Origin of the sequence: Halalkalibacter alkalisediminis (assembly GCF_028610705.1) — a bacterium.
Lineage (GTDB): Bacteria > Bacillota > Bacilli > Bacillales > Bacillaceae_D > Halalkalibacter > Halalkalibacter alkalisediminis.
This window is the reverse complement of record NZ_JAQQWT010000019.1, coordinates 26,592-39,004: the sequence shown is the minus strand read 5'-3', so window position 1 is coordinate 39,004 and position 12,413 is coordinate 26,592. Positions and strand designations below refer to the sequence as shown.

The window sequence follows — 12,413 nt, the reverse complement described above, 5'->3', positions numbered from 1 at the left end:
CACCACCCTAGTTTTATTCGTGTGTTCATTATAAACAGAGATGGGGTTCAGTTTTTGTCAAAATCACAAGGTACTTTACAAAAAGCGTTCGACTTGTTTCGTCTCAAATAGGTAGCAATAGCTATAGTATTCATAAAGTAGTAGACTTTCCCCCTAGTTTTATGGGGGATTATTGCAGACTATGGTGAAAGTTGAAGAAGGAAAGTTTGAATAAAACAAAGCTGATGTGTTTAATTTTAAGGTTACTGAGGGAAAGGAGAATAGATTTGCTCGTTTTGTTAATTAAGCAATCAAAAAAAACTGCATCCAATGGACACAGGTTTGAGTATTATGTATTGGTAGCGGCGGAGGGAGTCGAACCCACGACCTCACGGGTATGAACCGTACGCTCTAGCCAGCTGAGCTACACCGCCAAAACATTAATTGCGACAAGAATTAATATACTATGAATCAAACCAAAAGTCAACAAAAACAATGACATTAATTTTTTTGAAGCAATGAGCGGAATCATTGCGCTTCCTCAAATAATCAAAAGCATCTTTGGATGACTTCATTACTTTAATCATCGTTATAAAATTTTTCTCTTTAAAAAAGGAGTTAGGCAACATACAATGCCTAACCCCTAAAATAAATGCCCTCGCATTAGAGCAGCAAGTTATCCTCGACGGGCGCCTCGACCCCCGCGTTTAGATTCTGTTTGACGCTTCAATGTAGAGATTCGCTCTTCACTGTCTTTTAAAAAGCGACTCATTTTGTCTTCAAAAGTAAGAGATGGACGTGCTTGGTTTGGTCTTGGTCCACGACCACCGCCGCCACCTTGTGGGCGACTTGGACGTTGAGAGTTAAATGGACGACTTGGACGATCTGGTCGATCCGAACGTTCAGGTCTTGGACGTGACGGACGTTCAGGAGCAGCTGGACGATCGACTGCCTTACGAATGGAAAGACCAATTTTTCCATCCTTCTCAACGTTAACTACCTTTACAAGCACTTCGTCCCCAACTTTTAAAATCTCGTTAATGTCCTTAACATAATTATCAGCGACTTCACTAATGTGTACAAGGCCTGTAGAACCACCCGGCAGCTCCACAAATGCACCAAAATGAGTGATTCCTGTAACCTTACCCTGTAACTTGCTGCCTACTTCGATTGACATGAAAAAATAGATCCTCCTTAAGAAATCTGAAAATGTTCATTTTTTATATTATACCTAACTCTAAAAATGTGTCAATTTGACTGAGAGTCAGGTAATTTAAACAAGGTTTCGCCTGGCTTAGTTAAATAATAATCTCGCCTAGCAATTTCAGCAATGTAATCAAGATCATTGTAATTCACGATATCTTGATGCAAACGCTTCTCTTCAGCTTTCAACTGTTCTATTTGTTGTTCAAGCGCTAGTTTATCTTGCTTTTTATCTTCTAGCGATTGAGCCTGGGCATAAATCGTCACAAACCCCATTGTTCCTAGAACCAAGATAATGATGGCTAATGCAGATAATCTGCGAAAAAGCCCTCGACGTTTTCTTCTTTCAAGCTCGAGTTCTTGTTCACGCTGCTGAATATAAGCTTTATCCATTTCTCTTACTCTAGAAGTCTGATTTGAGACCATGTCATCACCCCTTATTCTTTCTTTTTCCTCATTGACTGGAGAAAATCCTTCATTTTCCGTAAAATGGGTTTAATTTTATTTACTTGCTTATTCAGCCCTGTCCATTTATACAAAAGAAGGAGAAACCATCTTAGCGGTTTCCAGATGAGGTTCAGTAAGAATAATAGAACGGTTAAACAAGCTGTTAATACCATAATACATAAGGAATACAAGACTTTCAATAAGTACTTGACCGGGTTAATCAATAATATCGTAATGAGCTTGATCGTTAGTCGATACGTTTGAATAATTCTTGTAATCATGATTTCTAAAACTCTTTGATAGAACGTTTGAAATAGAGCTCGATAAGCTGCAAATCCACATACTAGCGCTAAAAATATATAAAAACGAATTTCACCATTGTTCGCTTGCAACAACACATAAAAGACAACTAGAGCCTGTACGAGCCAAAACAAAACATCATTGCATGCAACAAGCCAATTGAATGAAGGTCTTTTTCGGGTGAATCGCCCATACGTATCAATAGCTGCACCCAGATAGATTCCCATAGCAGCCATTGATAACATCGTATAGAGTTGAACTGTTAGCGTCACTTAAATAACTTCCCAAAGAAGCCTTTTGTTTTATCTTGTTGATTCTGATCAAGATAAATGAGGTCGTACACCTTACCTTCAATTGACACAATTCCCTGCTCAACATTTAAGTTTTTCATATGCAAATTTTGACCTCGTACAGACAAAAAGCCCATGACTGTTTCTAATAGAAACTCTTCATTATCAAAACTTTCTACTTGCTTAACACCCGTGATATCTAATTGTCTTCTAGCTTTTAAGATCACATCGTGGTCGTTATTTTGTCTATCACGGCCCATAGGTGTGCCAAATTCATAATGTTGATCCATCATAAGTCCCTCCTCCATATGCTTTCATAGCAGTGTATGAGTGGGGAACTTAAAATAGAACAAGCTCCTTATCTAGACTCCGAAACCGGCGTTTCGCTAACAATTGTATACATCGTACCAGCTTCCTCTTTTCTGACAATTTCCCTGACAGCGTCAATTCTAACCGTTACTAACTTCTGACCAAAACGAACGACTAATTCGTCTCCTGCTTTCACAGCAGATCCAGCTTTGGCCACTTGTCCATTAATCGTAATTCGACCTTGGTCACAAACTTCTTTTGCTAATGTTCTCCGTTTAATTAAACGAGATACTTTTAAAAATTTATCTAAACGCATCATAAACACCTCAATTTTCTTTTTCGAATCGTTTTGCAGCTTCCCATTTTTGATCGAGCTCTTCAAGTGAAAGCTCCGTAATTACATTGCCTTCGTTTTTCACCGCCTCCTCTATATAACGGAAGCGTCTATGAAACTTGCGGTTTGTACTTAAAAGAGCTTCTTCAGCGTCTATTTTATAAAAGCGAGCCAAATTGACGATCACAAAAAGAACATCTCCTAGTTCTTTCTGCATGTTTGGTTGATTTCCTGCTTTTACTTCTACTAAGAACTCTGCCAACTCCTCTTGCATTTTCATCCACATTGGGGCAACGTCATCCCAATCAAACCCCACTTTTGCCGCTTGCTTTTGTAATTTTGTTGCTTCGATTAAAGCTGGAAGCCCTTTAGGGATGGAGGCAAGAATGGATTCTTCTTCTGTATGCCCTTTTTCTTGTTTTTTAATCTCATCCCAATTAGAAACGACTTCATCGGCATCATTCACGGTCACTTCTCCAAATACATGAGGGTGTCTGCGAATCATTTTCTCTGTAATTGCATGAATCACATCCCGAATGGAGAAATACCCATTATCCTCTCCAATTTGAGCATGCAACATAATTTGCAGGAGGACATCTCCAAGCTCCTCTATTAAATGCTCATCATCCTCTTCATCGATCGCTTCAAGTACCTCGTACACTTCTTCAATAAAGTATTTTTTCAACGAATCATGGGTTTGCTTTTGATCCCATGGACAGCCATTTGGTCCTCGAAGAACTGCGATGACCTCCCTTAATTTATCAAACTCCCCATAGAGTAGTTTGTCTTCTCGAACAGGAGGGACATAAACAGCCGTTAAGTTGTTTAATGTGGTCGCATGATCGAGTTCGTATAGTGGAACCTTCGTCAACTGTTCTTCTTTTGAACCAACCGCTGTAGCAATCGTTACCTCATAATCATCAGGGAGCCGCTCCATTAATGTTAATTTCACTTCAGAAGCAATCATCGCATCATACACTTGCACAATAATCAAGTGATGGTTTAATTCAATTTCGTCTCGGTTGAACGCTGTACCATCGACAATTTGACAGCCTTCGATTGGATCAATACGAAGAGCGGTATACATCGCATCAAGAAAGCTTTGCCCCCCTAAAAAGGTGACTTCTACTTCATCTCTTTGACTTGCTTCCACTAAAAGTTGAATCGTTCGTTCCGCCACAAAAGGATGACCTGGGACGGCATACGTCACTTCCTCTTCTTTTGCTTTTTCTAACAGTTGAGCGACAATGGATTGATAGACAGATTCAAATTCATCATGTTCTTCATATGTAGAATCAAATGACTGAAAAGACACCCCTTCTTCAGTTAATTCTCGAATAGCTGGATGATCCTCTGTTCGAATATAGACGCTTTTTTGCTTTAACAAATGCCGATATACACCAAGTGGCATTTGCTCTAGATCTCCAGCTCCTAATCCTAATACGGTTATTTTTTTCATCTTTTTCCTCCATGTTCCTTCAAATACTGTAACCACTTTTTTAATCTTACTCTTATTTGGTTCAATTTTGAAATGTTGCTCCATTCTTCCTCAGTAAAGATTGGCATAGTAAACAAACAAACCGCTACAATTAAACCCCCGACCCCAGCTGAAGATAACGCGATGAATGCACTTAGTCCTCTAGAATCACCTGAGACGAGATACGTGAACCCACTCTTCCAAAGGAAAGTGACCATTCCCATCACAGCTAAAACCATTATGATTGGGACATAAGAACGGTAAGAACCAAGATGTAACTCTTTTTTCTTATGGAAAGCCAAAAGCAAAAAGACGACCATCACGCTTGCCGCTATTACCGTAGACCAAGCTGCCCCTAATGTACCAAAAAAGGAAATGAGAATGACATTACTGCCAAGCTTTACGAATACGCCAAGCACAACAGCAATAGCCGGTATATAGGTAAAGTTGTACCCTTGTAACACAGCTGAAATTGTCGTAAACAGCGAAGAAAACAAAATCGCTAAGCTCATGACTCTTAATACATTAGTTCCAGCTGCATCCGTATATAAAAAGTGGTTGGTTGGTTCAATAATGACAAATAACCCAACGGTCGCAGCCCCTCCCACTAATATCGCTAAGCGATAAGAAAGGTGTTGATAGTGCTGAGCTCGTTCTGTATTTCCTTCCATAATGGCTTTAGTCAACATCGGTACTAAAGCCAATGCTAATGTCGTCGTTATAATCGTACCAAGCTGGAGAAGGGGTTGACTTCGATCAAATACCCCCTTTGCTTCAAAAGCAACTAATTCTAGAGTTCCACTCCACTGTAACAACCTCACAACAGAAAAGGCGTCAATTAGTTGAAACAACACTAAAATTAAGGCTGTTAAGCAAATAAAAACACTTTGCTTCATCAGCGCCAGGTTGCTTTTCATCATACTAAAGAAATTTAGATGACGTGGATGAACCAACTCACGAATCCAGCGCGCTTTCGTAAGAATGAGTAAAAGGAGAATCCCTACAATTCCTCCAAATACCGATCCATAGGCCGCTCCTGTTCCAATTGTATAGGCATTAAACCCCAATTCCACAAACAAATAGGTGAAACCTAAGATGAATAAAACACGTATAAATTGTTCGGCGACATGCGAAACAGCTGTAGGAATTAAATCTCCTTCTCCTTGATGGAATCCTCTGCCTACACTTAAAAATGGCAGGAGTAACACCACATGACTCATCGCTCGAATGGGAGTTTCTAATCTGCCATCCCCCATCATGAAGGCAATAACCTCAGCAAAGGCAAACAAAGCCACCCAACTAACGACCGAAAAAAGTAAGAGTCCATAAAAGAACAAACTCATCATTTTTTTTGCCTCTTCTACTTTGCCTCCCGCTAATAATTCGGCTCGCTCCTTTGATAGGACAACCGGAAATCCATACATTGCGAGTACCATAATAATTCCGTAAAGCGGATATACTTGTTGATACACATAAAAGCCGAGATCCCCTGATAAGTTTTGGTAGGGAATTCGGTAAGCTGCACTTATTACTTTAGCCAGTAGTGCAACTCCAGATAAAAGGGCGATCCCCTTTAAGACACTGTTATTGTTCGAATGAGTCACTTGCACGGTTTTTCTTTTCTCCTTAGCTTCTTTGCACCCATCTTATCATAAGTGAAACCCGTTATAATAGCTGTTAGTGGTCTTATATATCTCATTGCGATCCTAACTCAACAAAAAAGCTCGTTCTCTTTAAAAAAAGAGACGAGCTTTTTTGACTAAGTATAGTTATTGCTCCATTTGTTTTGCTAAAAAACTTGCTGCTGTCTCTGCTAGCTTCTGTTCAATCATGCCAGAAAGCTCTGTTTCCTTGCTAAAAATCACGACAGCACCAATTGGATCTCCATTCGCAATAATCGGTGTAATAACATACCCTTTTAATTCATCTGCATGATCGCCGACAAGGTTGTGCTCACCTGCACTTGTTTCCACCTTTGTTTTACGGTCATCCATACATTTTTCAACAATTTCTCCGATGCCCTTATTAGCATATTCTTTCTTTGGTGCACCAGCAACTGCTATAAATGTATCACGGTCAGCAATTAATACATAGTGATTTAAACTATCATATAGCGCCTCCGCATACTCTTTTGCAAAATCACCTAACTCAGAAATTGGCGAGTATTTCTTTAAAATCACTTCGCCATCACGATCGACAAAGATTTCAAGAGGATCTCCTTCACGGATTCGAAGTGTTCTTCTGATTTCTTTCGGGATAACAACCCGTCCTAAATCATCAATACGACGTACGATACCTGTTGCTTTCATACTGTATTGCCTCACTTTCTTATGATGTATTCACTTGATGGTAAGTGGTAAGAAAATAACCATTTCTTTTCTTAACTATAGTATCTTTCTTAAAAAAAGAACTATTCACCAATCCATGAATTTGTTTGAAAGACTAAATAAGCCAATCGACCCAACATATTGAAAAAAGCGAGGAAATTTTCTTCATTTTATCTTATTTTTTCCCTTTGTGAAGCCCTTCAACGATTTTTTCGATAAAGGATAAAACTTGCTCATCACTCAACGTTTTTGTTTTAATAACAAATTTAATTTTTTCTCCTGCTGTACCTAATGCGACCTCTCGCCCAAGCTGATGTGTTAATTCAAACAATTTTGATCCATCCATTAAAGTTGAAGAGTCTGCCGACAAAAGAATCTCAACCTGATCTTTGACTTCCGTTATTTGCTCAACTCGTTCTTGGTTGGCAAGTAATTTAATTTGTGTCAGGCGGAGAAGGAAGTCGACTTGCTTTGGATATTCACCGAATCGGTCAAACATTTCGTCCTTTAGGTCCGTAATATCTTCTACCGATTCTGCTCCTTTAAAACGTTTATACATTTCAATCTTCTGCTTAGCATCTTGAATATAATTTTCAGGAATATAGGCATCAATTTTCACATCCATCTCCACTTGGAACGGCGGTTCTTTTGGTTTATCACCTTTTCTTTCCTCAATCGCTTCTTTTAGCATTTGTGAATACAAATCAAACCCAACGGATTCAATAAAGCCATGTTGCTGTGCACCTAACAGATTACCAGCACCTCGAATCGTCAAGTCACGCATCGCAATTTTAAATCCTGAACCGAGCTCTGTGAATTCTTTAATCGCTTGTAGTCGTTTTTCTGCGACTTCTGTTAACACTTTATCGCGCTGATACGTAAAGTAAGCATAGGCTACCCGGTTTGAACGTCCTACACGACCTCGAATTTGGTAAAGCTGTGACAGACCCATCCGGTCAGCATCGTAAATAATTAACGTGTTTACGTTCGGAATATCAACACCTGTTTCAATGATTGTCGTTGTGACCAATACATCGCTATTGCCCTCTAAGAAATCGAGCATAATCGTTTCTAACTCACGTTCATTCATCTGTCCATGTGCATAACTGATCTTTGCATCAGGGACAAGCATCGATAATTGTTCCGTCATGCGTTCAATATCTTCAACTCGATTGTAGAGGAAGTACACTTGACCACCACGTGTCATTTCTCTCTCAATAGCCTCTCGGACAAGAGCCGCGTTATATTCAACGACATACGTTTGAACCGGAAAGCGGTTTTCCGGTGGTGTTTCAATAACCGACAAATCACGAACACCTAGCATCGACATATGCAATGTTCTTGGAATTGGTGTAGCTGTTAACGTGAGAACATCAATATTTGATTTAAGTTGTTTAATTTTTTCCTTATGTGTAACACCAAAGCGTTGCTCCTCATCAACGATCAGGAGACCAAGGTCTTTAAAGATCACATCTTTTGAAAGAAGACGATGTGTTCCCACAATGAGATCAACTGAACCTGCTTTTACTCCTTTTAGCGTTTCCGTTTGCTCTTTTCTCGAACGGAAGCGACTTAGGACACCAATATTAATAGGGTAATCAGCAAATCGTTCTTTAATCGTTTCATAGTGCTGTTGAGCTAAAATGGTTGTCGGAACTAAAATAGCAACTTGCTTGCCGTCCATTATTGCTTTAAAAGCAGCACGAATCGCTACTTCTGTTTTTCCATAACCAACATCCCCACATAAAAGGCGATCCATCGGTCTGATGTTTTCCATGTCTGCTTTGATTTCAGTAATCGTTCGCAGTTGATCTTCTGTTTCTTGATATTGAAAGGAGGATTCGAAACCTTGTTGTTCTACTCCATCTTTAGAAAAAGCAAATCCTTTACTCGCTTCACGTTCAGCGTAAAGCTTAATTAAATCATCTGCTATGTCTTCTACGGAAGATTGAACTTTTTTCTTTACCTTCTTCCAATCGTTCCCACCAAGTGCATAAATCTTTGGATCTTTTTCCTCAGATCCCACGTATTTTTGAACTTGATCAATCTGCTCAACTGGTACATAAAGCTTGTCATTACCAGCGTACCGCAAATGTAAATAATCTTTATGAAGCCCATTTATCTCTAGTGTTTCAACACCTAAATATTTACCAATTCCATGGTTAGTATGGACAATTAAATCCCCAACTTTAAGCTCAGAGTAACTTTTAATACGCTCTGCGTTAGAGATCGCTTGTTTTCGTTGTGGGCGTTTTGCTTGTTTCTTAGCAAATACTTCTTCCTCTGTTACTACTACCAATTTACTCGCTGGTAACTCAAAACCCGATTGCATATTACCAACCATTATTTGAACCTGTCCAGTCACTAATTCGGTAGCTTGTTCGACGATTCTCGTATCAATGCCTTCATCCTCTAAGTTGAGAGAAAGTCGCTTAGCGCGCTCCATCGTGCCAGCCATAAATACAACGGCTTGATTAGCCTTTTTCCATCTCTCTATTTCAGATTGAAGTAGCTGCATTTGACCATGAAATTGCTGCATCGATTTGCATGATATGCTCATCACATTTTCAGGATTTGTCGATGGAACATGTTTTAAGAAAAGCGATAAATATAAAATAGAATTAGGCATGCTCTTAAACAAATCAAAGACCGGAACAGACAGGGTGACATTATGAATGATTTCCCCTTGTTCCAGTAACGCTGTATTCCATTCGGCTTCTTCTTTTTCTAAGTTATCAGATATTTCTTTCACTCTTGATACTTCGTCGATTGTAATAACAGTCTCTTCAGGCAGATACGAAAGAAGGGAATGATCGCCTTCATAATAAAGTGACATGTATTTATACATGCCTTGAAACGTCGATTGTTGTTTTAGCTGTCCAATCTCGTAGGAAATATTTTGGGACAGTTTTTCTTTCGTTTCTTTTGCTTTTATTTTCTTCAATGAAACGGTTAACCCTTCCGATAGCAATTGCGCTGCACGGTTATAATGAGTTTTCTGCAGAAGAACTTCTTGAGCTGGTCCGATGACGACCTTTTTGCGTTCTTCCTTTGACCTTTGATTATCTACCTCAAACGTTCGAATTGAATCAATCTCCGTATCAAACAATTCAATTCGAATAGGATCTTGTTCCGTTAATGGGTATAGATCAATAATTCCTCCACGAACACTCACTTCGCCTGGTGAGGCCACCATATCAACTCGCTGAAAGCCCATCATGATTAATTTCTCTAGTAAAGAGGCAATATCATCTATATCAATTCCGACCTCTAACTCGATTTGGGCGTCTTCCCAAACATGAACCGGAGGAAGCTGTCTCCGTACCCCGGCTAATGGGGCTATAACAATTCCCTTAAATGAGTGCACCAATTTATTTAAGACATCTATTCTTTGGGCTTTCATCTCTGGGCTTGCAATCGCAATTTCAGCCGAGATTAATTCATTAACAGGATATAACAAAACATCCTCTTCATTTAAGAAACTAACTAAGTCATCGTATAACTTCTGTGCTTGGTATAAATTATGTGTGACAACAAGCAGTGGTCGTCTAGATTCACGGTACAAAGAGGACATAAATAATGTCCTTGCAGAACCAGTTAACCCAGAAATAAGCTGCTCCTTCATATTGGTTTCCAAACTATCTGAAACCGCTTTTATCTCTTCGTTTGAACGTAAGTATTGTTGCAATCCTAACATGTCGTTCCCCCTGTTATGTCTTCACCTACTATGGGCTTCATGACCCATCTATGTATCTTCATCCTCTTACCAGCTATAATTATTCAATCACTCTTCTCTCTATTCTTGGTCGAGCACTAGAATCCTGCTCAAGGGCTTTCAAAAAAAGAAGATATCACCCTTTTTACCTATACTCGAGCAAGGAGTGGAATCTCACTCGTCAAAATATATTTTTGTAAATAGTTAGAACAGAAAAACGCTTTGGTTATGAACCAAAGCTAAATTCTTACTGGTGATTATTGTATAACATGGTCTAATTCATATAAGTCCGGGTTTCGCATGAGAGCTTCATGACAATCTTCGCAAATTGCATCAACATGAATATCTCCACTTGAATGGTATGTCAACATATCCGTTCGCTCTTGACTTGTTAGCTGATTAAAACCTAACGAATCTGAGTGGACCTGTTGAACAATTTCACCTAACTTAGTCTTACAATGTCGACATTGATAGTGAATAGCCAAGAGTTGAACCTCCTTTTGCTGATAGAACTACTACTATTCTTAACAGCAAAGAAGCACTCTATACGATTCTAATTAAATTCGTTCATAACTTCAAGAAAAGACTTTGACGTCCATGCCCGTACGCTCTTTGCAGCTTGAATAATGGAATCTTGAACAGGCTCACGCTGATCAGGGTGATACGTCCCAAGCACATAGTTCACAATCGATTCTCCATTTTGCGGACGATCAATCCCAATTCGAATTCGATTAAACTCTGCTGTCCCTAGATGTTGAATTAATGATTTGATGCCATTATGGCCGCCAGCACTGCCTTTTTGTCTTAGTCTAATCTTTCCTACTGGCAAGTCCATATCATCATAAATCACAACAATATCTTTAAGTTCAATATTAAAATAGTCGGCAAAAGGACGTACTGATTCACCTGATAAATTCATATATGTAAGTGGTTTTAGTAGAAAAATCTTTTCTCCATTTACCATACCCTGTCCATATAGCCCTTTAAATTTCGTTTGGCTTAGGTCAATGTTCATTTCTTCGGCGCAGTAGTCAATACAATCAAAACCTACATTATGTCGTGTACCCGCATATTTTTGACCTGGATTGCCAAGTCCGACAATTAGCTTCAATTCGACCTCTCCTCACACTGTTAAAGAGAGGGCGACTATGTCACCCTCTCTTTCTTTTATTCTTCTGCCGGTTTTTCTTCTGTTGCTTCAGCAGCTTCTTCCGTTCCACTTACTTCTTCGTCACCAGCTTGACCATTCTCTTGCTCAGCGGCTTGTGGCTGGACCGTAACAATGGTTTCATCGTCTTGGCTTGTAATCGTGACAGACACAACCGAACGAATATCAGCGACTTGAATGGAATCACCAATATTTAAATTTGAAACATCGACTGTAATCTCTTCTGGGATATCTGATGGTAAGCACCTTACCGTAATCTCATACATAAGATGAGAAACCATGCCACCTTCTTTTTCCCCAGGACACTCACCTTCTAATCGAACTGGAACGCTGGCGTCAATTTCTGAAGTCATATCAACTTCAAAAAAATCAATGTGTGTATATTCATTCTTCAATGGATCAATTTGCATATCATGAATCATCACTTGGTGACTTTTCTTCCCTGCTACCTCAAGAGAAAATAAACCATTTTTCCCAGCAGAGCGAACTGTTTTGAGAAAATCAACACTTTCTACTGACACAGGTTGACTATCGATTTTATTTCCATAAAGGATTGCTGGAACAAGTCCTTGTTTGCGGATCTTCCTTGTTGCTGAACCTCTTAAATCTTCTCTTGGATTTGCTTTTAAAACTGTAGCCATGACTTATCACCTCATAATAGTTTTAAAACTCTCTCTATACATATGTTCCCTTCTAGAGAAAATTTAAACGTTTTTTGGGTGATTTAAAAGGTGTGGCTTGTTTTTATAATTGGTTTGAGAAGAGTGAGTTGGTCTCTTCAAAAGACCTTGAGCAAATTCAGGGAGCTTTAGTGAATTCAGATGGCAATGGCTGCACACGCTGCGCTCATTGCACCAAAAAAGG

The 12,413-nt window shown here is 39.2% G+C and carries 12 protein-coding genes and 1 tRNA gene; all 13 read right to left on the bottom strand.

What is annotated here, in order from left to right; genetic code table 11:
• Window positions 1–336: 336 nt before the first annotated feature.
• Window positions 337–413 (bottom strand) — tRNA-Met (locus tag PQ474_RS19110).
• 242 nt (window positions 414–655) lie between these two features.
• Entirely contained in the window at window positions 656–1,156 is a 501-nt protein-coding gene (locus PQ474_RS19105) for a S1 domain-containing RNA-binding protein (protein WP_273846771.1), read from the bottom strand.
• Between the two features lie 71 nt (window positions 1,157–1,227).
• On the bottom strand, window positions 1,228–1,608 hold the full coding sequence (locus PQ474_RS19100; protein WP_273846768.1) for an FtsB family cell division protein: 381 nt from the start codon (window positions 1,606–1,608) through the stop codon (window positions 1,228–1,230).
• An 11-nt stretch (window positions 1,609–1,619) separates the two neighbouring features.
• Window positions 1,620–2,201 carry a spore cortex biosynthesis protein YabQ gene (gene yabQ / locus PQ474_RS19095; protein WP_273846766.1) on the bottom strand — a complete coding sequence of 194 codons (582 nt, stop codon included), beginning with the start codon at window positions 2,199–2,201 and terminating at the stop codon, window positions 1,620–1,622.
• Complete coding sequence (gene yabP, locus PQ474_RS19090; RefSeq protein ID WP_273846764.1) at window positions 2,198–2,509, bottom strand: sporulation protein YabP; 312 nt, start codon at window positions 2,507–2,509, stop codon at window positions 2,198–2,200. Before yabP ends, yabQ begins: the two co-directional genes overlap by 4 nt.
• Before the next feature lie 68 nt (window positions 2,510–2,577).
• Complete coding sequence (locus PQ474_RS19085) at window positions 2,578–2,844, bottom strand: RNA-binding S4 domain-containing protein (protein ID WP_273846763.1); 267 nt, start codon at window positions 2,842–2,844, stop codon at window positions 2,578–2,580.
• Between the two features lie 10 nt (window positions 2,845–2,854).
• Window positions 2,855–4,321, bottom strand: a complete 1,467-nt coding sequence (gene yabN / locus PQ474_RS19080) for a bifunctional methyltransferase/pyrophosphohydrolase YabN (RefSeq protein ID WP_273846761.1) — start codon at window positions 4,319–4,321, stop codon at window positions 2,855–2,857.
• Window positions 4,318–5,949 (bottom strand): putative polysaccharide biosynthesis protein, encoded by a 1,632-nt coding sequence (locus PQ474_RS19075; protein ID WP_273846759.1) that lies wholly within the window; start codon window positions 5,947–5,949, stop codon window positions 4,318–4,320. Before PQ474_RS19075 ends, yabN begins: the two co-directional genes overlap by 4 nt.
• 159 nt (window positions 5,950–6,108) lie before the next feature.
• On the bottom strand, window positions 6,109–6,648 hold the full coding sequence (spoVT, locus tag PQ474_RS19070; protein WP_273846758.1) for a stage V sporulation protein T: 540 nt from the start codon (window positions 6,646–6,648) through the stop codon (window positions 6,109–6,111).
• A 193-nt stretch (window positions 6,649–6,841) separates the two neighbouring features.
• Window positions 6,842–10,363 carry a transcription-repair coupling factor gene (gene mfd, locus PQ474_RS19065; RefSeq protein ID WP_273846756.1) on the bottom strand — a complete coding sequence of 1,174 codons (3,522 nt, stop codon included), beginning with the start codon at window positions 10,361–10,363 and terminating at the stop codon, window positions 6,842–6,844.
• Window positions 10,364–10,638: 275 nt separating this feature from the next.
• Window positions 10,639–10,866: an anti-sigma-F factor Fin gene (locus tag PQ474_RS19060; RefSeq protein ID WP_273846754.1), complete on the bottom strand. Its 228-nt coding sequence runs from the start codon at window positions 10,864–10,866 to the stop codon at window positions 10,639–10,641.
• A gap of 68 nt (window positions 10,867–10,934) precedes the next feature.
• The gene (gene pth / locus PQ474_RS19055; RefSeq protein ID WP_273846752.1) at window positions 10,935–11,492 is read right to left on the bottom strand and encodes an aminoacyl-tRNA hydrolase; all 558 of its coding nucleotides are present in this window, start codon (window positions 11,490–11,492) and stop codon (window positions 10,935–10,937) included.
• A 56-nt stretch (window positions 11,493–11,548) separates the two neighbouring features.
• Complete coding sequence (locus PQ474_RS19050) at window positions 11,549–12,190, bottom strand: 50S ribosomal protein L25/general stress protein Ctc (protein ID WP_273846750.1); 642 nt, start codon at window positions 12,188–12,190, stop codon at window positions 11,549–11,551.
• Window positions 12,191–12,413 lie beyond the last annotated feature (223 nt).